This is a genomic window from Geomonas subterranea, assembly GCF_019063845.1.
GTDB classification, from domain to species: Bacteria; Desulfobacterota; Desulfuromonadia; order Geobacterales; family Geobacteraceae; genus Geomonas; species Geomonas subterranea.
The window spans coordinates 1,416,299-1,440,191 of the sequence record NZ_CP077683.1 but is presented as its reverse complement, the minus strand read 5'-3'; the positions used below and the strand labels follow the sequence as shown (position 1 = coordinate 1,440,191).

Here is a 23,893-nt window from a genome sequence, read left to right as displayed (position 1 = left end):
GTCCCGCACGGTCCTTTCACTGAAGGTCCAACATTCGGCGTCAACAGACAGGTCGCGCGCCTTGAGGCGTTGGTCGATTCGAAATATGTGTAAATCGGAGGAGCTTGTCAGTGGCTAAGCAGTTAAGAATTGATCACTTCAATCATTGGCCAAAATTACAGGATTTTCGAGCTGAGGTTGATTTTAGGAAACGACTCGAACAGTTTGAAACCAACCAGCTATTTTTCCCTTATCAGATACCACCTACCACTAACAAAGATATTCATATTGTTATTTCATACTTGTTAGATGCCATAGACAGCTTACCTAGCCGACCTGACCATGCCTTTGATTGGACGTGGCGTGCTTTCGAATATCTAGCTACGACATCCTTTGGCAATGGCAACATCACTAATTCAATGCGGAGCGTTGCAGCAAACGTCTTAAGTCCATATTTTAACAGCAACAGTAATGCAGCTTCAGGCTTATATAATCTTATAGAAAATATTCCAATCCAAACATGTGAGTATCTGCTTAAAAGAATAATTGAGTCAGGCCCATATACATTTGCACCTGGAACTCATAACAATTTAACGTCTTATTCGAAAAGACTTTTATTTGCCAATGGTAATCCACCAGTAATTAGCACTGCCCTTCAGACTGCACTGGCTCATCTATCAGTCTGCTATGATTATGCAGACACGACACAACGGCGTAATGGAGCATCACTGTTACGTAAAATATTGCATCGCGAGCAGGTTGCTCTCGCAGGGGGCTCAGTCAAATTAACTCCAGACGATCTGGTATTTTTCCTTCTGAGTGGACTTGGTTACGCTTTTAGGAACGATCGTGCTCACGCAAAATCTATTGCCCCATTCAGAAGTAGTTATGCAAGCATAAAAACCTACGCGCACTGCTGGTTTATGTTCCTTCTAATGTATGAAATTGCTTTTTCTTTGCTCCACACACCGCAATCCCCACACCAACTCACTGGTTGCCCAGGACAGAATTTTTTCGATAACAATTATGCCTTTACAAAGTTATTTAAGAACCATCTTGGCCGTTAAGAAAGGATATCAGAGGGACGTCCCTGAAATCCTGCGCAGCAGCTGATTTAGTCAGACAAAAGGGGACAGGCTACTTTATGGGTTCTGGCAGCTGCAAATTGAAAAGTAGCCTGTCACCTTTCCCTCCGGAGGGGCGGGTAGGGCTGGAAGGTGAACGTTGAAAGGGAGGCGGTGTTACCCTCTACATCTTCAACCTCAGATACATCTCCTCGACCTTTTCTCTGGCCCAAGGCGTCCTTCTTAAAAATTTGAGGCTGGAGGAAATGCTGGGGGTGTGGGTAAAGCAGCGAATGTCGATTCGCCTTCCCAACTCTTCCCAGCCGAGTTCCTCCACCAATTCGGTGAGAATCATCTTCAAAGTGACGCCGTGGAGCGGGTCGTTTGGCGATTGAGTGGTCATCGTTTCATCCTGATGTTGGGTGCAAAATTGTGAAAAGGGTCGTGTTGTTGATATGGCTGATTTGCTGAAAGAAGTCAACTGAATCAGTCGGACCCGGGTATAGCCATGGAGAAAAGGGGACAGGCTACTTTTACAAAGGAATAACGCTTGCGGAGGAATCCCTGGACCATCCCATTATGGCTTTTCCGTTGATTGAATTACACTAACTCCGGCACGAATCAGCACTGCATGCAATAAGTGCCCAAAGAAGGAAAAGTAGCCTGTCCCCTTTTTCTCTCCAAAGAGGGGAACGTCATGAGGGATTAAACGCCTGTGATACGAATATCAGGCACCGAGGCAGCCGGTTTGGAAGGTTTTGCGCCATTCGGTGGGGGTGACGTTGAACCGGGCGCGGAAGTGCTGACGCAACGATGCGGCAGATTGGAAACCGACTAGCTCGGCTATTGTTTTTATGGAGTGGCTGGTAGTCTCCAACAACTCCTGGCTCCGCTGCAGGCGCTCGCTCATGAACCAGGCGCCGACTGACATGCCGGTGGCTTTCTGGAAGTGCCGCGTGAAGGTACGACGACTCATCAGGCTGTAATCGGCGAGATCGTCGAGGCTGTACGCCTTGTCCAGGTTGTTCCGCAGACAATCGAGCAGTTTGTTGACGTTGGTGTCGCGGGTGGAAAGGGGGACGGGCTGCTCTATGAACTGCGCCTGCCCCCCCTCGCGGTGCGGCGGGATGACCATGCGCCGGGCCACCTTGCGGCGACGTCCCTCAAATCCTGCGCAGCAGTTGACTTAGTCAGGATTTCACGGACGTCCCACTGGGACGCAAAAATAATGTTGTTTCTATATAAAAAATATTTGCTTTGTTGGTGATTATTGGGATATAAAAATGACCGTTTTTTTATACAGCGAAAATCCAGGGCTGCTACCGATAAGAGCAAAACCAGAGTAATCTGGTGACGCAAAACCAAAGGGTCCATTTGCTTAATGGATTGCCGGTTACCGAAGAAGCGGAAATTTAAGCGCCCGTTGGAACTCTGCTAGGAGCAGAGTTTTGAGGGGCGTTTTTTTATGAGGGTTGCTACTCATAATGAGGGGCAGGGGGGCGAAACGGATTGCTTGAAGCTCAGGGATGTCAGCCTGTTAATTTCCCCCAAATGCAAATTGGAAATAATTGCACCGTGGGTCTGACCACGGACGCCGTACTCGTGAAGTCGTTAGCTGTCTACTATGTCATGCAGATGCCGAGTCTGCATGTGCTATCCAGGAGGAGGGTCAAGTGAAAAGATTACTGCATTTTGTATTGTTGTGTTTGTGTGTTATTCCAGTTGTTGCTTGTTCTACAATCCATGCCACACCATATTCTGCAACTAATACAGAAAATACATCTTTGGAAGTTGGCAAGAATTACCGCCTTGATAGAGGAACTGAGAAAGTTCTGATGCATAACAGCAAGTACATTGTACTTATCAAAGCTGAGCAATTATACAAGCCTGACGTCGATACGGTCTTCAAAAGTTTGTACCATCCGGTTAAACAGGGTTCAAAGTTCCAAATAGTTGCTTTGACAGATGAAGGGAATTATGTTGGATGGCCCCTTGACGGATACCGGCCAAAGCAAATCAAGCAGTCGGATTCACCAGGATTTATGTCGTCTTTGATTGGCTCAGCAGCACAATATGCAGGGGAACGTGCTCTCAATTCGGCGATTACTGGTACCTCGAAAGGGCAGTCGTTTTCTACCGGTGGTGGGGTCGGTTCCGGTTTAAGTCCGGAAATGGCAAAGAAGGTTAACAATGCTGCTATAGACACCGCTGGTGGGGTTGGGACCGGCTTAGTTGGGGGGGGCATACTAGGCAAGGTTGTCACAGTCGGGGCCAAGGGTAATGCTTTGATGTCCTCAGCTGAAAAAGTAATGAATGACACTCCAAGCTTGAACTCGAATGGCATTTTAAAGCAAGGAGGTTCAAGCATGTTACCTTCGACTGCTTTAATTTCCTCGGTTTATCAATCCTATAATATCCAGGACACTATTTTCTTTTTTGAAAAAAGTACACTGAAACCATACGCTTTGAGATCTTATGTAGACCGTACGGAAATGGATCAAATGAAAGATCATATTTTTTACAAGATACTCAATAACGAAGGTGACTTCAAGCTTGAGAGAGGATACTTGAATCTAAAGAAGTCATCCCTTTGGTACACTGGAGCTGCGGGGGCTGTTGTGTCTTTCCTGTTCAAAAATTATGATGGAGATGCAGAAAAACCTGTTTACGTTGAAGCGATAGAAGTGGACCTTAACAAGACTTCAACTGTAGAAGTTGCCGGTTTTAAATTCAAAATTACATCAGCCGGTGGGGATGCAGCTGAAATCAAACTAATGGCGGCACCAATTTAAAGCGTGACTGTGGTGAATGTTGCTTTTATATTATGAGAAACGCTAACAAAAAGGAGTCTACAATGAGGCTGTATTTTCTTCTCGTTACCTTGCTAGCTGTTAGTCAAACCCTTTCGGGTTGCATCGTAAAGACCACCCTGAAGCCTATCGATGATGATCTTAAGCCAGTAGTAAAGCTGACCGGCAAGGTTCACCTCAGACCGCTGGTGGATGTAGCTCGAACTCCCAAATTGGAAGATGGTACCTATTTACTTACAACAGGGACAATGCAAACGGATCACGTCTCAACCAATCCACCTGCCGATGTCGTGAAAGAAACTATCTCAAAATGCTTGACGCAATCTGGGCTTGTATTGACTGTAGGTGAAAATGTGCCATCTGACTCCGATTTAGTGATTGATAGCTCCCTTACCAAAGTGTATGTGGGGACTCATGACCCATACTGGGCGCTGAGCACCGCAGTTGCCGCAATGACCGGGGCCTTTACCTCCAGCTCAAACCCAAGAGCATTCCTGAGCATAGCCAATCGCTTCGAGAACAGACAATCAGGCACTGTCGAAGAGGCAGTTTTCGATGACGCTGATTTCTCCATACACCATTTCACCAAGTCAAGCGGAGCAGCGCGTGCGTTCAGGCTGGTTGAAGAAAAATATTGCAGTTGGCTGCAGCGCAAGGTGGCAGGGGTAACAGTAAACCAGCCGAAAGTGGGGCAGGCCTCCCAATGATACTGGGGATCGTCGCCTGACTTCGTGACTGCATCGGTCATGAAGACGGTGCAGAGAGGAAACTCAACAGCGACCACATTATCTCTGCCATTGGACCGATCTCAGTAGCCTATCTTGGTGAAACCTTGATGGCGACTTGGGAATAAGGAAACTGAGGCCAAGCTTGCAATGTTGGAAAGTGCGCAATCAATGATGTAACCCATAATCTCTTTATTCCACCTAAATAGCCTTTCGGTTCCCGCCGCGAGGCTATTTTGGTTTGTGCTACTGGAACCACTCGAATCCGGTTAAGACTGTGGGAGTCTGGGGTCAGGGCTTGCAAGGTTGCAATCTCGATGGCGATTAGGTGTAAGCACTTCGAAGCGCTGGCTCGATCGCCGTTCTGTGCCTGTCCACCCAGTAGCCCCACAGGACGAGCAACCATTGGGACTGACCTACCCAGGCGATGGCAGCGACGCTGGGTGGGGGAGGGCCGAAGAGGTTGCCCAAGTAAATACCCATCAGCAAAACTATCAGCGCCCATAGTCCCCACCTGCCGACGGCATCCCTCGCGTTGGTCTTCCTCAGATAGAGCACCAGCCCAACAGCAAAGAGTCCCATTTCGACAATAAAGGTCCCGGCCAGGGAGTTCCAAAGGTTCATGCCTACTTTCATACTGCCGCCGGGAACAAGCGGCAGGTCGGGACGGTGTACCACGAGATCCAGGAACCAGTGACTCAGGACGGCCAAGCCCAAGACAATCGCGCCAGGGGTATACTTTCTTGCTGCCTGGTAAACCAGGGCGACAAGCACCGCCCAGCCGGTGACGGCCAACAAGCTGTGGGAGATGGGATACCATTCGAAATCGAGGGGAGTGACACTGGTAATGCCTGGGGCGATGTGGACTCGCTCGAAACCCAACAGGAGCAGGGTGGGCCAGAGTAGGTCCACGAACTGGGATGCCAGAAAGAGGGTGCCTAACGATGTCTTGGGGGCTGCTGCTTTGGCGCCAAGGCCGACGGCGAAGTGACCTATGAACATGGGGTTACCTGCTTTCATTTTAAGGTCTGGTGTAAGACAAATCCTCCCTGTCCCCCCTTCGCTAAAGGGGGGGGACGCTGGGGCTCGTGCAGTGCTTTGTGGCAGCAGTTCGGTTGGTGCCGGATCCTCCGAAGTACCTACTTAGAGACCAGGAAACGTTGCAACGTCAGGCATTGAGGCTGGCGGACTGGAAGGTTTTGCGCCATTCGGTGGGGGTGACGTTGAACCTCGCCCGGAAGTGTTGGCGCAGGTAAGCGGCGGACTGGAAGCCGACCAACTCGGCTATTGTTTCTATGGAGTGGCCGGTAGTCTCCAACAACTCCTGGCTCCGCTGCAGGCGCTCGCTCATGAGCCAGGCGCCGACGACATGCCGGTGGCCTTCTGGAAGTGCCGCGTGAAGGTACGGCGACTCATCAGGCTGTGATCGGCCAACTCGTCCAGGCTGTACGCCTTGCCGAGGTTGTTCCGCAGATACTCGAGCAGTTTGTTGACGTTGGCGTCGCGGGTGGAAAGGGGGACGGGCTGCTCTATGAACTGCGCCTGCCCCCCCTCGCGGTGCGGCGGGATGACCATGCGCCTGGCCACCTTGTTGGCGATGGCCCGGCCATGCTCCCTGTGCACCAGGTACAGACAGCAGTCGAGACCTGCCGCGGTTCCGGCTGAGGTCACTAACCTGTCGTCCTCGACGTAGAGGGCGTTGGTGTCCAACTGCACGTTCGGGAAGCGGCTGACGAAGTCCTGCTCGAACTCCCAGTGGGTACCAGCCCGGCGCTGATCGAGCAAACCGGCATAGGCAAGTACATAGGTCCCCAGGCAGAGTCCCACCACTAGCGCGCCCCGCTTGTAGGCAGCCCTAAGGGCGTCGAGCAATCCCTGGTTGGGCCTCTCTGCGGGATCGCGCCAGTAGGGGACGATGACGATGTCGGCCTGCTCCAGGGCTTCCAGCCCGAAGGAGGTCTCGATGCTGAAACCCTGGCGCGAGTGCAGCGGGCCCGGTTCACCCGCGCAGATCTTTAGATCGAAGAGCTTCTGACCGGGCAGAATGTCGCCGAAGATGATGCACGGCACCGAGAAGTGAAAGGGGCTGAAGTGGTTGATGGCGACGACTGCAACAGACGGAACCGACATGTGATCCTCTCGCACTGCTCCCAGATTAACCGCGCCTGACACGGCTTACAACTCGCAGGTCTCTCCGTCCTCAGGCACCAGCACTCGCTGCATCATGCCATTTTCCTTCAGGAAGTCACGCAATTCTTTACGTGACAGCACCGCGTGGTTCATGGCCTCCATGTGGCTTGCTATGATGGTGGCGTCCGGCGCTGCTTTCCAGACTTCATATACGTCCTCCTTCCCCATGATTATGGAGCCGATCCCGATAATCTGGGCATCCCCGCAGTTCAGGACGATAACGCCCGGCTTGTACTCCCGCAGTGCGTCAGCCACATGCCGGTTCCAGACGGTGTCGCCGGCGAGATAGAGGGGGTTCTCGTCGGGATGACGGAAGAGCACTCCGCATACCTCTCCCAAACGATCTCCCAGTTTCGCCATGGCCGCGTCGCTGCCATGCTGTCCGGATGTTTTTATGAGAGTGATGCCGGCGAAATCGGTTTGCTCTGTGATAACGGTGACGTCGGTAAAGCCAGCCCCCCGGAGTCCTGCGGCATCTTTTTCGTTCTGCGCGAAGACCGGCATCTGCTTCGGTATTTGATTTTTCGCGGCATCATCCCAGTGGTCGAGATGGGTGTGGGTGACGATAACGGCGTCAACATCGAGCAGCGTCTCCACGGGAACCGGCAGGTCCACCAGCGGGTTGCGCAGATGCCCGTTGACCGTTCCCGCGAAGGCCGGGTATGCGCCTTTATCCGCGAAAACCGGGTCGATCAGAAATCTCTTGCCGCCGTATTCGATCCTGGCTGTGTCGTTGCGAACCTGCATGAACTTCATCTGTTGCCTCCTTTAGTCGATATGGCGATATTATCATCAATTGCTTCAGGTCCTGCCAGTGGCCCGAGGGACATATGTCGAATGATTTGGGACACTTTATTCTTTGAGTGTATCTGCCGCGAATCGTCCGGTAAAGGCGAGTCTGGCTCAGGTGCGTGGAATCCAGTTGAAATTCGACGAATCCCGCTCCAATTCGACGGATCCCGTTCAGATTCGACGAATCTCGTTCCAATTCGACGAATCTCGTTCAGATTCGACGAATCCCGTTCCAATTCGACGAATCCCGCTCCAATTCGACGGATCCCGTTCAGATTCGACGAATCTCGTTCCAATTCGACGAATCTCGTTCAGATTCGACGAATCCCGTTCCAATTCGACGAATCCCGTTTCAAATTCGACGAATCCCGTTCCAATTCGACGAATCCCGTTCAAATTCGACGAATCCCGTTCAAATTCGACGAATCCCGTTCCAATTCGAAGAATCCCGTTCCAATTCGACGAATCTGATTCAGATTCGAAGAATCCCGTTCCAATTCAACGAATGTCGTTCAAATTCGGCGCATCTCATTCTGAGTCGACCAATCTGATCCCAATTCAACGAATCCAGCACTGATTTGATTTCCGCCGATAAGGACGTTGTTGGTGGGGGAGCACGGGGGGAAGGCTGGCTGGTGATCTGGCCTCAAAGCGGTTAGGACTGACTTCTATCAGGGGAATGTTCGTTTGTTCTTTACGGAGAGAGAAGGGAGGTGACGTTGGACGTGCAGCCTCCCCCCTGGCGGCAAACCAGGGGGGAGGAGGCAAATCAGACGGATGGTAAAACCACCAAGTTGGACCACGGGCCCAGGGAATTGCCTCGCTTGCCCCTAAGCCTCAGGTAGTTGGTTTTAGTCCTGTTCAACCCGGTCAGGTAGATTCCTTGGCAATTCGTAGACCAGGTCAGAAAATTCCAGTTGCTCTCGATGCTGGGGTCACTTTCGCAGAACCATACTTCGTACCCTTTGGCTCCTGCAAGCTTGGAAACCGAACTGTAAGGCTGTCCTTGTTTGTCAAAGTGGATCTTGAAGTCCTCTGCAGCTACCAAGGGAGCGGCCGCTGCGGTTGTTGCCGGTTTCGGGGCAACGTTGAATTTGTTCATCACGGTGGGGTCTATGGGGCTTACCGCTTTACTGAACCCGTTGATGACTGTGATAGCCTGGTTCAGTTCGACACGCGCCTCTTCACACTCCTTCACCTGTTCCGGGATGCCTTTCAAATAGCCCGTGAGACTGGACTCAAACCGGGTGTGCAGGGCGGCATACCGGTCCGGTGTCGGAATTAGTGAGATAAGGTAGGCGTACAGTTCCGGCGTCAGCACCTGACGTACCTCTTCTGACTTCGCTACCATCTCCGCGTGCGGAAGGTCGTTATGAGGCATTGGCGTCCTCCTTTTCAGGATTTGAATTGATTGGCGTGCGTTAATGTTGCCATGATTTTTTCAGCGCGCAAGAAAAAAAAGATTGATGCGGTACGCCCGCGACCGTTTCTTGACAACGCCTCTCCGATCGGGACACTTAAAAGGTTTTTAACCTTTAAATCGGAGGCATCATGGACAACCTCCTCGCCGCCCGGGCCCTCATGGGCGTTTCCTTTGTCTTCCACATCATCTATGCGACCCTTGGCATCGGGCTGCCTCTCTTATTGATGCTCGCTGAAGAACGGGGTGAGCACACTGGCACCAGAGCTACCTCCTGCCGGGAAGGAGCCCTAAACAGGATTGGATGTGAAAATTTTAACTTTGTGCTATGCTGGTTTGGGCGGTATGCCAGATTCTACGACCAAAGGAGTGCAAGATGAAAAGGATACTTCTATTTATCAGCATGGTGTTGAGTGCGTTCGCCTCCGGGTGTGCCTCCCGTGAAGGGAGCGCGGTCGGCGGTGCCCTGGGCGGCGCGGCGGTAGGCGTTGGCGCTTACGAGTACAGTGCCCACCGGCAGATGCAGCAGGTGGAGGATGACTACAGGGCAGGCAGGATCAACAGGAAGGAATACGAAATTCGCAAGAACCAGATCGAAAAAGGATCCATCTTCCAAAGGTAGTGCCTGCTCAAAGAATGTTTCCACGAAAGCCGCCCAAATGGGCGGCTTTTTGTTTGCCCAGTCCAAACTTTTTGCCCTTTGTATACAAACAAATATGGCATCCGGTGCCGAAAAATAGTAAAGTTGCAGGTCTTGTGACTTGACTGGTTCAGAGGCTGCATGAAACCTATCCATTCCGAAACAGTTCTGCAGACGACCAGGGAGAGGGTGTGGGAACTCCTTAGCGACTTTGCCCTTTATCCGCAGTGGAATCCCCTGTTCCCGAAGTTTGCCGGACCCGGGACGGTAGGAGGCGCCCACGAACTCGTGGTCCATCTCCCCGGGATAGATCCTTTCGCCGTGCAGGCGACCCTGGTCACTATAGGGGGAGGGGTGCTGTCGTGGCGCAGTACCTTTGGGGGGCGGTTTTTTCTTTCCTGGACCTTTTCCTGCAGCCTCGAGCTTGTTGATCACGAGCGTCTTAAGGTCCGGCTGGAATCCGAGTTTTGCGGGATGCTGGCGCCCCTGTTTCGTTTCGCCCTTGCCAGGTCGATGGCAGAGGGGATGGAGCAACTGAACCAGGCACTGCGCCGCTGGGGCGAAAAGGGAAATGTCCGCTGCATGAGGTGCTGAGATCCACAGGACCACGTTTATCTTCAGGAGGGATCGATGAAGGAGTGCTGTAACGCGGACCATCATGCGTCCGTTCTTAACCTGCCGCCGGTACAGGGACGCTGGCCCGGTTCCTGTTTTGTCTGCTCCGAGGGGCACCCCCACGGCCTGGGGCTTCGCTTCCACCACACTTCCGACGGTGTCGCCTGCCTGACCACTGTTCCCGCCAGCTACTGCGGGTTCGACGGCATGGTGCACGGGGGGATCATCTCCGCGCTCATGGACGAGGCGGCGGCATATGCGCTTTTCGCACGCCACGGCAGGCTGGGCGTCACTCGTGAGATCAGCGTCCGCTTTCTGAAGCCGGTGCCCACAGAAACCGAGCTTCGCGTGGTCGGACAGGTGCTCAAGTTCGATCCCCCGGAGGCGGAGGTGGTCATGGCGATCTACGATGCCGCCGGCGGTCAGCGTCTGGCCGAGGGGCGCACGTCATGGTCGTTCCCGCGCCTGTCCCGGATCGCCGCCTTGGCCGGGGTCGAGGAGGACGTTTTGCAGAGTTTCCTGGATGACTGCCAGAGGGTTTCCTGATCGGGCATGAATTAAAAGTACAACCATCGCTTCAAAGAGGAGGCTATAGATGAGTGATTTGCTTATCCCGCGTACCCCGTCCGCTTACGACTACCCGCTGCTGATCAAAAACATGCTCCTCTACCCCGTGGTCGACAACCCGGACCAGGAGATCGTCTACCGCGACCTCTATCGCGGCAACTACCGGCAACTCAGGGAGAGGGTAGGGCGGGTGGCGAACATGCTGACCAGCCTCGGGGTCCGTCCCGGGCAGACGGTCGCGGTCATGGACTGGGACAGCCACCGCTACCTCGAACTCTTCTTCGCGGTGCCCATGATCGGCGCGGTGCTGCACACCATCAACGTGCGCCTGTCGCCTGAACAGATCCTGTACACCATCGACCATGCCGAGGACGACGTGATGCTGGTGAACGCGGAATTCCTTCCTATCATGGAGCAGATCCGCGGCAGGATCGACAACGTGCGCACCTATGTCCTCCTCTCGGACGACCGGCAAAAGCATGACGGCACCGTCCCCTTCGCTGGCGAATATGAGGAGTTGCTGGCGCAGGCATCCCCCTCCTTCGACTTCCCCGACCTGGACGAGAACACCCGTGCCACCACCTTCTACACCACCGGGACCACGGGGATGCCCAAGGGGGTGTACTTCAGCCACCGCCAGCTCGTGCTGCACACCATGGGGCTCATGGTGACGCTCGGCTCGGCCACCGCGCACGCCTGTCTGCACCGGGACGACGTCTACATGCCGATCACCCCCATGTTCCACGTTCACGCCTGGGGACTTCCTTACGTCGCCACCATGCTGGGGCTGAAGCAGGTCTACCCGGGGCGCTATATGCCCGAGACCCTGCTCGAATTAAAGGCGCGGGAAGGGGCCACCTTCTCCCACTGCGTCCCGACCATCCTGCACATGATGCTGAAGCACCCCCACGCCGAAGGCATGGACCTGCGCGGCTGGAAGCTCATCATCGGCGGCGCGGCGATGTCGCGCAACCTCTGCGTCGAGGCGCTCAGGATGGGAATCGACGTCTTCACCGGCTACGGCATGTCCGAGACCTGTCCGATATTGACCGTCTCGCAGCTCACTCCGGCCATGCTGGAGCTGTCGCATGCCGAGCAGGCCGAGATCCGCTGCAAGACCGGCCTCACCCTGCCGCTGGTGGACCTGCGCGTGGTCGATGCAGACCTGCAGGAACTGCCGCGTGACGGCGTCAGCGCCGGCAACGTCGTGGTCCGCTCCCCCTGGCTCACCCAGGGATACTTGAAGGACCACAAGGCATCCGAGCGGCTCTGGGAAGGGGGGTACCTGCACACCGGCGATGTCGCGGTGCGCGACGAGTTGGGCTACCTGCGCATCACCGACCGGAGCAAGGACGTCATCAAGGTGGCGGGGGAGTGGGTTTCCTCGCTGGAGCTTGAGGATATAATCGCCCACCATCCGGCGGTTGCCGAGGTCGCCGTCATCGGCAAGGCCGACGAGAAATGGGGCGAGCGCCCCCTGGCCCTGGTGGTCGCCAAGCCTTCGGTGAAGATTTCCGAGAAGGAGCTGGCCCATTACGTCAGGGAATACGCCGACAAGGGGGTGGTCAGCAAGCAGGTCGTGCTGGTCAAGGTGAAACTCGTCGACGCCATCGACAAGACCAGCGTAGGCAAGATCAACAAGGTCGCCCTCAGGGAAAAGCATTTGGGGTAGGCTGGGGAATAGGTGATCAGCAAAAGGAAAGGGCTCGCGCAATGCGAGCCCTTTTTTTGTCGCCAACGCGCCCTAGCGGGCGGACAGTTCCGCCATGCAGTCGCCCCAGACCTGTACCAGGGTGTCGATCTGGGCGTCGGTCGCCATGGGGGGGACCAGCATCATGTTGTGGAACGGGGTGATGAGCACGCCGCGGTTGGCCAGGTAGAGGTGGGTGTAGTATATGAGCTCCCAGTCGAAATGGGCCTTCGCCTCGGAGCCGTTTTTGGGCAGGCGCGGCATGAACTGCAGTTCGCAACGGGCGCCGCTTCTGGTGACGCTCCAGGGGATGTCGTGCCTTTTCAGCGCCGCGTCGAGCCCGTCCGAAAGCCTGTTTTGCCCGGCGATCATCCGCCCGAAGGCATCGTCGGTGGCCACGTGCGTCAGGGTCGCCTCCATGGCCCGGATGGCGAACATGTTGCCGGAGAGGGTCCCACCTATCCCCATCGGGTCGGAGACGCTCTTTTTGCCGAAGGAGGCGTTGATCCGGTCCGCGATCTCCTTGGTGAACCCGTACACAGCAACCGGGATGCCGCCGGCGATGGATTTGCCGAGCGTGACGAAATCCGGCTTGAGGCCGTAGGCCGCCGTGTAGCCGCCGGGGCCCGTGGAGAGGGTGTGGGTCTCGTCGATGACCAGGATGCTGCCGTACCTTGTGCAAAGCGCCCTGAGCGCATCGTGGTACCCTTCGGCCGGAAGCACCATGCCGCAGTTGGTCATGATCGGCTCGGCGAGGACGCAGGCCACGTCGCCGTGGGCCAGCTCCCTTTCCAGTGCGGCAATGTCGTTGAATTCGACCACGCGGGTCAGCGCGTCCTTGGGGACCCCCGGGTTCATGTCGAAATCGGAGCGGAGTTCCAGCTTTCCGGTCGGGCCTATGTGCGGCAGGGTTTCGTCGATGGAACCGTGGTAGCACTCGTTCATGACGAGGACCTTGTGCCTGCCGGTGAGCGCGCGGCAAATCCTGAGGACGTAGCGGTTCGCCTCGGTGGCGGTCATGGCGACCTGCCAGAAGGGGAGGCCGAACCGGCGACCGAGCTCGCTGCCGATGGCGAGGGCGCTCTCCGACGGCAGCATCGTGGTGATCCCGTTTCGCACCTGGTCGGCCACCGCCGCCGCGGTCGGCTCGGGGGAATGGCCGAACATGGCCCCGGTGTCCCCCAGGCAGAAGTCGAGGTACTCGTTGCCGTCGATGTCGCTGATCCTGTTCCCTTGCGCCTGCTTTACGAATATCGGATGGGAGGTGCCCCAGTCCCCCATCCACGGCATAGGCACCCCGTTCAGGAGCATTTCGTGGGCGCGCTCGAAGGTCTTCCTGGACGCGGGCGTACGCTCGTGAAAGAGCCTGTCCTCGCGCCCCCTGAGTTCTGCCAGCCGCGCATCGGACACCACCCGGTAGGACGTCTTCATTTCAGTTATCATCGTCCCTCCTCTCTTTCTATGTTTTCCCGTCCGGCTCAGGTAAAAGTCCCGCCATTTCCGGTTTGAATGCATCCCATACCCGCTTCTTCATCTCGTCCAGGAACTCCCGCGTGACGAATCGAGGCAGGGTGATGGTCGGGTTCGCTTCGCTGAAGACCTGCTGCGGGAGGGTGTATTCGTCGTCCTGGTACCCCTGGTTCAGCTCCAAGGCGAGTCCCCTGAGGTAGGCGCGGCGCACCGCCGCGACGATCTCCGCGGAAGTGATCTCCAGGCCGGTCGCGGCCTTTACCGCCCGCACCACGAAATCGTGCCCAAGACCCAGCCCCACGAACTTGCACAGTCCGATCATGTCGTAGCCGACTTGGAGCAGCCCCTGCTGCGTGATCGCCTGCACCCATTCGTCCATGCCGACTTTTCCCTCCCGGGCGACCATCATGTGGGTCCCCATGGACATGTGTCCGCCGGCGATGGCGAAGGCGTAACCGGGGTTGGTTTCCGGGAGGTAGGCCGGGAGTTCCAGCCCCTTCACCTGCATGGCGTAGCCAGTCTCGCCAAGCCTTGTGGAGAGCCGCTGCACGCCGTGGCCGATGAGGTCGCAGCTGCCGGTACCGGTGGCGAGCACCAGTTCGCGCACCTTGTCATAATCGCCGAAGGTGGCCCCGTTCAGGATGGTGTTCCCGGGGTGGCGCGCGTTGTAGTCGAGTACGTAGGCTATGGTGGTGCCCAGGGAGATGGCGTCCATGGCGAGGTTGTCGCACAGCCGGATCAGCTCGGCGACCTTCTCCCCGTCGTGAATCCCCAGGTTGGTGCCGAAGAGGTTCAGCGGCTCGAAGTCGAACTTGGCGACGAAATCCCCGGCGCTCCCGTCCGCGTTCTTGCGGTAGAGGTTGTTGTGGCAGCGCACCCCGCAGCGAAAGCATGCTTCGCTGCGCACGTGGAGCGACTCTTCCACGCTGTCGCGGTAAAGCCCCTCGATTCGCTTGCCTGCTATGGAGCGGAAGTTGTTTTCCGGCACCGCCTTGAAGACGTCCAGCACCTCGAGATTGGCCCAGGTCCCGCCGCCCCCCCCCTGCGCCAGGGGCTGGAACCTGTTGGAACCCCCTCCCTTCACCACGTCCCGGTTCACGTCCCTCATCTCGACGCCGACCGGCGGGAGCCGGTCCTCGCTCTGCGCCACGACGGCGATCAGGTTCTTGTACCCCATCAGGCTCCCCATGCCGCCGCGACCGGCAAAGCGGCACTTGTCCTCGCCCGACTTCAGCTGGTTTTCGGTGCTGAGCGCGACTGCGCCCATCAGCACCTGTTGGTAGTGTTCACCGGCCGGGCCGATGGCGGCGAAATGCGCTTCCGGATACTCCTTTTGCAGTGCCATGATCTTGTCGTGGCTGCTGAGTCCGAGCAGGTGTCCGGCCGGTTTCAGTTCCGCTTCCGGCCCGTTTTCTCCGGCGCGGAAGACGGCGTAGACCGGTTCCTCGGCGCGCCCCTCGAAGACCACCTCGTCGATCCCGGTCCACTTCAGTTTGCTGCCGAACTTGCCGCTTGCGGCGGACCACATGGCGGCGGGAAGCCCTTTGCGGGACTCCTTGAGCGGGCTGTAGGCGGAAAAGTAGCTGCGCAGCCCGGTCATCACGTTGCTGCCGGTCAGGAGCCCCGTGTTGAGGATGAGCGGGTTCTCCGGCGTGTATACCTGTTGCACCGGCCGCTCGGCCAGCATCTGGAAGGATCTTCCGAAACCTCCCAGCACCTCTTCGAGGTTGCGGCAGGGTATCTCTTCCATGGTAATGGCGCCGTCCCCGAGGGAGACCGTGCAGCGGTTGTAGAGCACTGCGGACGGGTCGCTCCCCGGCGTAGTGGTGGTAAATCTCATCTCTTTACCTCATTTCGATGTATTGATGTGCATGTTGCCACCCCCGGCGTTGTCAGGCCGACAGCCGTTTCAGGTGGGCCTCCAGGAGTTCCCGGTAGCCGTCGCTCTCCTTTTCGCCGCGGTAGACCATGGATGAGGCGATCTCGCTGGAGAGGATGGCGAACTTGTACTTGGGGGGCAGTCCCTTGGTCCGCATCCGGTACCCCGGTTTGTCGGCAAGCATGCCGGGCAGGTGAGCGAGAATCGCCTTTCGGTACAGCGGCCGGTCGCACAACTGCGGGTGCTTCTGGAAGAAGTTGAACAGCGTCGCGTACTGGGCGTTGATCTCCGTGCTGATGGCGTCCGAGATCTCGGTGAAGAGCTGAGCGCCCCCCGCCTCCCGGTGGCGGCGGAAGATGAGCCGAGCCTCGTCCTCGGCCCTCTTGTTCAGGATCCGGATCACGTCGCGGACGTAGGGCTCCTTCTGTTCCAGGAACTCCTTCTCGGACAGGAGCAGGTTGGCGATGATCTCGTAGGATGAGGAGATGACCCCGCACTTGTTGGCGGAGGCGTCGCGCATCAAAACGATGCCGCGCCGCTGCAGCTCGACCCTCGCCTTGGGGGTGATGAAGGAGTTGGCCCCCTCCACGATGACGCGGGTGAGCGGGGTGCCGTCCTCGGCGAAGAAGCGGCCGCAGTCGTGTTCGCGGACGGTTTCGGGCCTGCCGCCGGCGGGGATGAAGAGGTCCGCCGCCACGGTGAAGACCAGCGAGTTGTATTCGCGGTAGAAGTCGTCGTTGGAGATCCAGAACTCCTTGAGCCCATCCTGGTCCCGCACGACCTTGCAGTAGAGCTCCTTCATCCCCTCGCGCCGGGTCCGGTTGCGGTAGAGGATGAAGCCGCCGTGATGCAGGGCGCCGGCGTCGAAGGCATCGATGTCGGACTGCAGCACGACCCTCCCCAGGGCGTCGCGGTCGGCCCCGGCCGGGTCGTAGAGCGCGCCGGTGCCGTCGATGATGAGCCGGATCGCCACCTTGGGACAGCGCTCCAGCAGAAGGCGCATGGAGTTGCCGGCCACGTCGCCGTTGGGGCCGCCGGTGAACTTCACCGAGAACGGGTCGCGGTGCATGTCGATCCCGAGTTCGGCCATGGTGATCTCGGCGAACCGGATCACCCCCGCCGAGGTGACGCCGTACTCCTTGTGATTGATCCCCACCTTCTTGCTGGACATGATCCCGATGCCGAGAAGGTAGCCGCGACGCACCGACTGGGCAGCTACCAACTCGACCATGGCGTCGTGCATGTTCTCGTCCGGACCGAGTTCGATGGGCTCGTCCTCGCCGTAGTAGTCGACCACGCGCGGGTCCTTGGCTTTTCCCTTATCGGTGACGAAGATGTCGAGGAAGGCGTTGATCAGCGTGTACTGCAGCTTGTACAGGCGCTGGGTGACCAGGTCGCGGTCATGGATTCCCGCCGCGTCCAGCACGACCACCATCTTGGACCCCCCCTCGTAGATGTCCTTGTTCTTCAGGTGCTGGGTGTGAGCGAGCACGTAGTTCTCGCGGAAGAGGGAGTTGGCGCAGGTCACGTAGTCGTCGCGGCCGTTGGTGATCAGCGTGCGCCAGCCGCCGCGGGCGATGTCCGAGAAGCCTATGTGGTAGCCGAGCCCGTAGCGGGCGTGGAAGTAGGTGATGCGGAACGGGCGCTCGGGGGGGAGGTCGGCGGAGAACTTAGGCTCCAGCTCTGACATGTAACCGGGGTCCAGGCGGAAGGCGAGGGCGCTTTTCTCCAGCACGTAGAAGTTGGTCTTCAGCGTGTAGCGGATGAAGAGGAGCGCGCAGCGGAAGATGCTGCGCCGGAACTCGTCCAAAAAGCCGTGCCCGGTGTTGTAGCTGTCCACGACCCGCGTGGTCTCCTCCAGCACCGCGGCGTACTGCGCCTCGCGGTCGGATACGGCCGGATCGAAGCGGGCGCGGAACAGCTTCACCAGTTGCTGGGCGATGTCGGGGTGGTTGTGGAAGGCGCGCATGATCCCTTCCAGGTCGAAGCTGTCCGGATGGGTGTGCGCCAGGTTGGTGTGGCAAAAGCCGATCATGGCGTTCACCAGGAGCGCGTCCTCGCCGCTCATCACCCCCTTGACCACGAGCTCGGCGTAGGAGGGTGAGGCGGTGGAGAGAATCTGGGTGTTGTAGAGCTCGCTCTGCAGCCGCAGAAAGAGCTCCGACCCCCGGGTGACCTCGGAGCCGTCGCGTGTGGTCACGTAGAAGTTGCCGAGGAAATAGGGGTGGATCTCGTTGCTGATGGTGAGGCAGTAGGCCCTCTTCACGCTCACCTCGAGGCGGTTGAACACCTCCATGATCTGCTGCAGGAAGTCGCGCTGGGGCGGGTTCCCGACCGCGAACATGAGCCTGGTTTCGCCGGTGTTTGCCGGCTCGGCGTCGAGGTAGACCCCGCCGTTGTTCCTGGTGTGCTGGAACAGCGTGAGCGTGCGCGCCACGCGCGTGGCAGGAGAGATGCGCACGTAGTCCTGGTTGTTGATCCAGAGTATGTTGAGGAGGTAGTCGAGCCTCTTGTGGTCGAAGCCGGGATAGTCGCGCTTGAGGGCTGCCGCGATGCGGCGCCTGATGGCGGTGGGAGCCTTGTCCTTGCTTGCGCTCACCTCCTGCGGGCTCTTTCTGTCGAATTCGAAGCGCTGCAGCTCGAGGTGGTGCTCCGAGTCGGGGAGCGGGCCATTGGAGACGGCGAAATGGGCGTAGGAGATCTCGCGTTCCTTGAGGGTGCGCAGCGTCTCGTAGAGCGAACCGGGGCGGTTGAGCACCGCCTGGATCAGCATCCGGTCGCGGTCGGCGAGGATCATGCGGCGGTTGCGGGACAGGTTGTGCAGCCCGCTGGCAAGGATGGCGATCGCGTCGATCTCCTCCTGCATGGTGATGAAGAAGTAGGGATGGATTCGCGAGTGAATCCATGCGAGGTTCCGGTCGGCGAGAGAGCGGCTCTGCTTCATGACCCGCTGTACCTTTCCCGAGATGCGGTCATCAACAATATCCATCGGTAACTCCCCTAGTACGGCCAGTGGCCGGGATGAAATGGCAGCTCTGCCATCTTGATGCCTGGCGTTGCGCGCACCTGGATCCGGGCTGAAGATACCGGGACCCGGGTGGCCGTTTGTGTAAACAGCATAAGGTGTGCCATCTTGGCTGGTGAAAGAGGGGAGAGAAGGCCGTGATGTTGTGATACCGTGGCGTTCGCTAAGTCGCCGAAGTTGTGTGCCTTTGATCGTTGCACCTGGGCGCGGCAATTGGGATGCGGCAGCCGGGTTGCACGTGGCGCGTTCTGAACGTGATGCGGTCATGCATGCTGGAGCATCCTGTGCGGTTTGCTGAGGGTGAAGCTGGATGTATCGGTCCGTGCTGTTTTTCAAGTTGCCGTAAACACGTCAGTTTTGTTTTTGGCTGATTCATGCCCGGTTGCATTTCCTGATGCGGAGCGGCATCCCTAGATGTGACGCAGCAAATCCCCCCTGTCCCCCCTTCGCAAAGGGGGGGGACGTATGTCCATTGCTGTTACTGCGGGGAAGCACATCCGCCGGTCCGCTGGATTGCTGGCGCGAGCATGGAAAAGGGGCCTCTCGTTTGGGAGGCCCCTTTTTTTTCGCTGCCGCTGTTAGTTGCGCAGCGTTATTCGGTCTCGGCGGCGGCGTAGTCTACGGCGCAGGCGTTGCGCGGCTTGAAGAGGTCGTCGAAACGTACCTTGCTGTGCAGCTTGGCCAGCAACTCGTGGTCGACCTTGCGCATCTTGTGGATGACGATCGGCAGGATCAGCAGGGGAACCCCGGCGTAGAAGCCGATGCGCAGGCTCTCGTTGAAGGCGGTAAAGGCCAGGCAGCCGACCATGCCCCAGATGCCCAGGTGCGCGAGGTAGGGGAAGCCGGGCGCCACGTACTTGAGATCCTTGGTGCTGTAGCCATTGGCCACCAGGCGCTTGCGGAAGTTCATCTGGGACCAGATGATGGAGATCCAGGCGATGGTTCCGGTGAAGCCGGAGATGGAGAGAAGGGCGACGAATACCTTGGAGGCTGCGAAGAAGTAGGAGCCCGCCAGGAAGAACCATACGCCGGCGATGACGAAGAGGGCCGCGTTGCCCGGAACCTGGTGCTTGTTCAGGGCGCCCAGGAACTTCGGCGCCATCCCTTCGCGCGCCATGGCCCAGGTGACGCGGACCGTGGAGTAGAGGCCGGAATTGGCGCACGAAAGGGCCGCGGTGAGGACGACGAAACTGAAGAGGCCGGCCGCCCAATGCAGGCCGTACTGCTCAAGGGCAGCAGCGAAGACGGAGCCCCCCTCCACGCCGGCATTGGCCCACGGGAAGATGGTGACCAGCAGGAATACCGGGACCATGAACAGCATGATGACCCTGATGGTGATGCTGCGCACGGCGGTGGGGATGGTCTTGCTGGGATCTTTCGCCTCACCCGCGGTGAGCCCGATGATCTCGACCCCCTGGAAGTTGACGAGCAGCATGACCATGGTGGTCAGCAGCACGAAGCCGCCGTTGGGGAATATGCCGCCGTTGCCGGTGAGGTAGGTTGTGCCCATGCCGGCCGGGTGCTGGTTCGGGATCACGTTGAAGTAGATGAGGACGGCGACGACGCAGAAGACGACGATGGCCATGACCTTTACGATGGAGAGCCAGAACTCGATCTCGCCGAAGGCCTCGACATGGGAGATGTTGACCACCGTGATGATGATGCCGAAGAGGACGGCCCACATCCATTCGCTGGTGCCGGGCACGAAGGTCTTCATGATGATGCCCCCCGCGATACATTCCGCGGGTATGTAGGCCATCCAGTTGAAGACGTAGCTCCAACCGACCCCGGCCGCCCAGGAGGGGGAGATGAATTCGGAGGCGTAGGTGACGAAGGAGCCCGAGATGGGGATGGCGACGGCAAGCTCGCCCAGGGCGATCATGACGAGGTAGACGATGAGGCCGCCAAAGGCGTAGGTGATGAAGGCGGAGGGGCCGACGTCCTTGACGATGGAACCGGTACCGAGGAAGAAAGCAGAGCCGATGATGCCCCCCAGGGCGATCATCATGACGTGGCGGTCCTTGAGCCCGCGTTTAAGGCCGCCGTCGTCGAACGATTCAAATCCAGTTTCCAACAGATGCACTTCTTTAACTTGATCTGTCATAGGGTTCTCCGTTCAATGGGATTAAATAACATTTACCGTATCTTCTGCCTATAAAAAAACCGCGGCGGGAAGCTCCCGGCCGCGGCAGTTGATCATTGCTCCTTGGCGATGCTCTTGAAGACGTCTTCGAGCCTGACCAGCATCTCGTCGATGAGGTCGTAGCCGATGGTCAGGGCGGGCTCGATCCTGATGCTCTTCGCGTTGATGAAGGTGCCGGCGGTCAGGACGCGGCGGGTGAACATGCCGGAGGCGACCTGCCAACCCATCTCGTCGGTCGGGAAATCCATGCCGATCAGGAGCCCCTTGCCGCGCACTTCTTTCAGGACCTGCGGGTACTTCGCCTTCAGACCCTCCAGCTTCGAGACGATGTACTCCCCTTTCTCGCGCGCCTGGCGCGGCAGATCCTCTTCCAGCATCACGTTGATGTAGGCCAAAGCCGCGGCGCAGGCGATCGGGTTGCCGCCGGTGGTGGTGGAGTGCATGAAGGGGTTCGGCTCCATGCATTCCCACACCTTCTTGCTGGCAAAGAAGCCGGAGCAGGGGATGACGCCGCCCCCCAGGGCCTTGCCCAGGCAGATGATGTCCGGGGTCACGTTCCAGTGGTCCACCCCGAAGAGGGTGCCGGTGCGCCCGAGACCGGTCTGCACCTCGTCGGCGATCAGGAGCACGCCGTACTTGTCGCAGATCTCGCGCAGTTTCGGCCAGTAATCGTCCGGCGGGATGATGGCGCCGGCCTCGCCCTGGATCGGCTCGGCAATCATGGCGGCGATGCCGTCACCCACCTGGTGTGCCGACACGATTGCCCTCTCGACCGCCGCGGCGTCGCCGTAAGGAACGTGGCGCACGTTGCCCAGAAGCGGCAGAAGCGGCTCGCGGTACATCGCCTTGCCCATGAGGGTCAGCGGCCCAAGGGTCTTGCCGTGGAAGGCGCGCTCGGTGGAGATGAAGCCTGCCTTGCCGGTGTAGAGCTTGGCGAGCTTCATGGCGCCGTCCACCGCCTCGGTGCCGGAGTTGATGAAGAAGCCGTACTGGATGTCGCCGGGGAGCAGGTGGGCGAGCACCTTGCCCAGGTGGGCGCGCAGCGGGTCGAGCATCTCCTGGCTGTACTGGGGGCTGCGGTCGAGCTGGGCCTTAGCGGCGGCGACGATCTTGGGATGCCTGATCCCGGCGGAGTAGAGGCCGAAGCCGCCCAGGATGTCGATGAACTCGCGGCCGCGGGTGTCGGTGAGGATGGAGCCCTGTCCGGTCCACTCGACGGAGGCGTAGTCGCCGGCCTCGGTCATCGATTTTCTGTACTTGAGCCACCCCTTGTTGATGTGGTTGACGAAATTCTCCACGGTCTCCTGCTCGATCTTCTCGCGCTCGGCCGCAGGAACCTCGTGCTCCGGGGTCAGGAGCAGGTTCAGCATCCTCTGGGCTTCGCTTTGTGCGTACGCTACGTCTCTCATCATCACTGAATCTCCTTTGAGCTGCAGAATGCGATCTGATATCGCATTCTAATTTTGCACGTGACATGCCACGTCGAAACGAGTTTCGTCCCGGAGTGGGGCGGGATGGTGGCATGCAACTGCCGGGGAGCTTGAAGGTTTTTGGGTATACGGCTGATATAAAACCACATTTTGTATACGCGGAGGGCGAAATGAGGTGGCACGGATAGAGTAATTTTTTTTACGGAGTTCCTGGTGGCGCTGCGGTTGGGGTATGGACGGGTGCCCATGGGGGGAGCGGTAGATGCATTCCCGCATCTTAGCTGCGGGTTTGCATCCGGGGTGTCGACAGGGATAGGTGAGGGCAGGGATAGGTGAGGGCAGGGATAGGTGAGGGCAGGGATAGGTGAGGGCAGGGATAGGTGAGGGCAGGGATAGGTGAGGGCAGGGATAGGTGAGGGCAGGGGGGGGAGTACCCCCTGCGGGATTGGGGAGCGGCTTAGAAGGAGAGCATGGCCTTGATGCCGTAGCAGTTCTTCGCGCCGATGCCGACGTCTTTGGCGTTGCTGCTCAGGTTGTCGGAAAAGGTGTAGGAGGGGGTGACGGTCACGTTGTCCAACACCTTGTAGTCGAGGGTGGCGGAAAGCTCGTAGTTGTGCCAGTCGCTGTAGATACCGCTGCGGGAATCTAGGTCGGTGTAGGCGGCACTGGGGTTGTGCTGGTTGTAGGAGACGAGTGCCCCCAGGTTAAGGGTCAGCTTGTCCTGGATAATGGGGACGGGTTGGGAGACCGAGGCGGTATAGAAGAGACCGTCGTTGCGCGCCTCCAGGAAGTCCCAGTAGATCCCAAGCGTCGGGTTGAGCAGGGTGTTGTAGGTCGCCCGCGCGTAGAACTCGGCGGTATCCTCGGCTGCGTCGAGCGAGAAGTACTGGGCACCCACGTTGATGGTGACGTCCTTCAAAAGCTCGGGGAGCGCGTAGTTGATGATGGCGTCGTTCTCGGTGGTCTTCGCCTTGGCATACCCGTTGGCGCGGTTCTGGTTGTTGAACCAGTAGCTGAAGGTGAAGGAGTTGTAGGTAAGATCCATCCCCCCCTGGGTGACGAAGGAGCTGTTGGCGTTCAGCTGGTTGCCGCGGAACAGGTATTTGTTCATGACCCCGATATACACGTCGCCGTTCACCTTGGGCCCGGGCGGAAGGGCCGGCGCCTCCCCCTTCGCGTGCGGATCGCCGTCCGCCGCCATTACCGCCGAGCCTAACATGAGTACCAACGCTGCTGCCAATAAACCGCTTTTGCTCATTTCTTCCTCCTTTGGGTAAGTGCAACAGTTTTTTATGACTGCCCTGCATCTGCAAATTACTAATGAAAGACTGTTGGGCGGGATGATCAGCACGAGGTGTGCCAGATGCGTATACGGAGCGCGGCGATCCGCGCCTGTGACCCGGGGAATCCGGAAAAAATGTCGTCTGAGTGGTGATTTGGAGGCGTTAGGCGTG

Annotated in this window: 21 protein-coding genes and 1 riboswitch; of the genes, 8 read left to right on the top strand and 13 right to left on the bottom strand. The window is 58.1% G+C overall.

Annotated elements, in window-relative coordinates; genetic code table 11:
* Positions 1-110: 110 nt before the first annotated feature.
* On the top strand, positions 111-1,046 hold the full coding sequence (locus tag KP001_RS06205) for a hypothetical protein (protein ID WP_217288678.1): 936 nt from the start codon (positions 111-113) through the stop codon (positions 1,044-1,046).
* A gap of 181 nt (positions 1,047-1,227) precedes the next feature.
* Here the strand turns inward: KP001_RS06205 and KP001_RS06200 are convergent, their stop codons facing one another.
* Both KP001_RS06200 and KP001_RS06195 read right to left on the bottom strand, forming a co-directional pair.
* Positions 1,228-1,446 carry a VF530 family protein gene (locus KP001_RS06200; protein ID WP_217288677.1) on the bottom strand — a complete coding sequence of 73 codons (219 nt, stop codon included), beginning with the start codon at positions 1,444-1,446 and terminating at the stop codon, positions 1,228-1,230.
* 324 nt (positions 1,447-1,770) lie between these two features.
* The gene (locus KP001_RS06195; protein WP_239027916.1) at positions 1,771-2,178 is read right to left on the bottom strand and encodes a GlxA family transcriptional regulator; all 408 of its coding nucleotides are present in this window, start codon (positions 2,176-2,178) and stop codon (positions 1,771-1,773) included.
* Between the two features lie 185 nt (positions 2,179-2,363).
* Positions 2,364-2,444, top strand: a riboswitch (cyclic di-GMP riboswitch).
* 272 nt (positions 2,445-2,716) lie between these two features.
* Between KP001_RS06195 and KP001_RS06190 the strand changes: the two genes are divergently transcribed.
* Together KP001_RS06190 and KP001_RS06185 are read left to right on the top strand one after the other, a co-directional pair.
* Positions 2,717-3,835 carry a hypothetical protein gene (locus KP001_RS06190; protein ID WP_217288676.1) on the top strand — a complete coding sequence of 373 codons (1,119 nt, stop codon included), beginning with the start codon at positions 2,717-2,719 and terminating at the stop codon, positions 3,833-3,835.
* A 62-nt stretch (positions 3,836-3,897) separates the two neighbouring features.
* On the top strand, positions 3,898-4,560 hold the full coding sequence (locus tag KP001_RS06185) for a hypothetical protein (RefSeq protein ID WP_217288675.1): 663 nt from the start codon (positions 3,898-3,900) through the stop codon (positions 4,558-4,560).
* A 342-nt stretch (positions 4,561-4,902) separates the two neighbouring features.
* Here KP001_RS06185 and KP001_RS06180 read toward each other — a convergent pair whose 3' ends face one another.
* The 5 genes from KP001_RS06180 to KP001_RS06165 form a co-directional block, all read right to left on the bottom strand.
* Complete coding sequence (locus tag KP001_RS06180) at positions 4,903-5,580, bottom strand: metal-dependent hydrolase (protein WP_217288674.1); 678 nt, start codon at positions 5,578-5,580, stop codon at positions 4,903-4,905.
* A gap of 166 nt (positions 5,581-5,746) precedes the next feature.
* Positions 5,747-5,929: a helix-turn-helix domain-containing protein gene (locus tag KP001_RS22450; RefSeq protein WP_239027915.1), complete on the bottom strand. Its 183-nt coding sequence runs from the start codon at positions 5,927-5,929 to the stop codon at positions 5,747-5,749.
* Positions 5,926-6,708, bottom strand: a complete 783-nt coding sequence (locus tag KP001_RS06175; RefSeq protein ID WP_239027914.1) for a GlxA family transcriptional regulator — start codon at positions 6,706-6,708, stop codon at positions 5,926-5,928. The genes KP001_RS22450 and KP001_RS06175 overlap by 4 nt, the downstream gene beginning before the upstream one ends.
* A gap of 45 nt (positions 6,709-6,753) precedes the next feature.
* Positions 6,754-7,524, bottom strand: coding sequence for an MBL fold metallo-hydrolase (locus KP001_RS06170; protein ID WP_217288673.1), 771 nt, complete (start codon positions 7,522-7,524; stop codon positions 6,754-6,756).
* Between the two features lie 805 nt (positions 7,525-8,329).
* Positions 8,330-8,941: a hypothetical protein gene (locus KP001_RS06165; protein WP_217288672.1), complete on the bottom strand. Its 612-nt coding sequence runs from the start codon at positions 8,939-8,941 to the stop codon at positions 8,330-8,332.
* Positions 8,942-9,111: 170 nt separating this feature from the next.
* On the opposite strand from KP001_RS06165, the gene KP001_RS21920 reads away from it, so the two are divergent.
* The 5 genes from KP001_RS21920 (at position 9,112) to KP001_RS06140 (ending at position 12,474) form a co-directional block, all read left to right on the top strand.
* Positions 9,112-9,360: a cytochrome ubiquinol oxidase subunit I gene (locus tag KP001_RS21920; RefSeq protein ID WP_224962377.1), complete on the top strand. Its 249-nt coding sequence runs from the start codon at positions 9,112-9,114 to the stop codon at positions 9,358-9,360.
* Positions 9,357-9,602, top strand: coding sequence for a hypothetical protein (locus KP001_RS06155; protein WP_217288671.1), 246 nt, complete (start codon positions 9,357-9,359; stop codon positions 9,600-9,602). The genes KP001_RS21920 and KP001_RS06155 overlap by 4 nt, the downstream gene beginning before the upstream one ends.
* 159 nt (positions 9,603-9,761) lie before the next feature.
* On the top strand, positions 9,762-10,214 hold the full coding sequence (locus KP001_RS06150) for an SRPBCC domain-containing protein (protein ID WP_217288670.1): 453 nt from the start codon (positions 9,762-9,764) through the stop codon (positions 10,212-10,214).
* A 36-nt stretch (positions 10,215-10,250) separates the two neighbouring features.
* A complete protein-coding gene (locus KP001_RS06145; RefSeq protein WP_217288669.1) occupies positions 10,251-10,781 on the top strand; it encodes a PaaI family thioesterase in 531 nt (176 codons plus the stop codon).
* Positions 10,782-10,830: 49 nt separating this feature from the next.
* Positions 10,831-12,474, top strand: coding sequence for a fatty acid--CoA ligase (locus KP001_RS06140; RefSeq protein ID WP_217288668.1), 1,644 nt, complete (start codon positions 10,831-10,833; stop codon positions 12,472-12,474).
* A 72-nt stretch (positions 12,475-12,546) separates the two neighbouring features.
* Here KP001_RS06140 and KP001_RS06135 read toward each other — a convergent pair whose 3' ends face one another.
* From KP001_RS06135 to KP001_RS06110, 6 genes are all read right to left on the bottom strand, one after another.
* On the bottom strand, positions 12,547-13,935 hold the full coding sequence (locus tag KP001_RS06135; protein WP_217288667.1) for an aspartate aminotransferase family protein: 1,389 nt from the start codon (positions 13,933-13,935) through the stop codon (positions 12,547-12,549).
* A gap of 16 nt (positions 13,936-13,951) precedes the next feature.
* A complete protein-coding gene (locus KP001_RS06130; protein WP_217288666.1) occupies positions 13,952-15,802 on the bottom strand; it encodes an aldehyde ferredoxin oxidoreductase C-terminal domain-containing protein in 1,851 nt (616 codons plus the stop codon).
* A 52-nt stretch (positions 15,803-15,854) separates the two neighbouring features.
* The gene (locus tag KP001_RS06125; protein ID WP_217288665.1) at positions 15,855-18,830 is read right to left on the bottom strand and encodes an NAD-glutamate dehydrogenase domain-containing protein; all 2,976 of its coding nucleotides are present in this window, start codon (positions 18,828-18,830) and stop codon (positions 15,855-15,857) included.
* 628 nt (positions 18,831-19,458) lie between these two features.
* Positions 19,459-20,970: an amino acid permease gene (locus KP001_RS06120; RefSeq protein ID WP_217288664.1), complete on the bottom strand. Its 1,512-nt coding sequence runs from the start codon at positions 20,968-20,970 to the stop codon at positions 19,459-19,461.
* A gap of 92 nt (positions 20,971-21,062) precedes the next feature.
* Entirely contained in the window at positions 21,063-22,421 is a 1,359-nt protein-coding gene (locus KP001_RS06115; protein WP_217288663.1) for a putrescine aminotransferase, read from the bottom strand.
* 475 nt (positions 22,422-22,896) lie between these two features.
* Complete coding sequence (locus KP001_RS06110) at positions 22,897-23,697, bottom strand: hypothetical protein (RefSeq protein WP_217288662.1); 801 nt, start codon at positions 23,695-23,697, stop codon at positions 22,897-22,899.
* Positions 23,698-23,893: the final 196 nt, after the last annotated feature.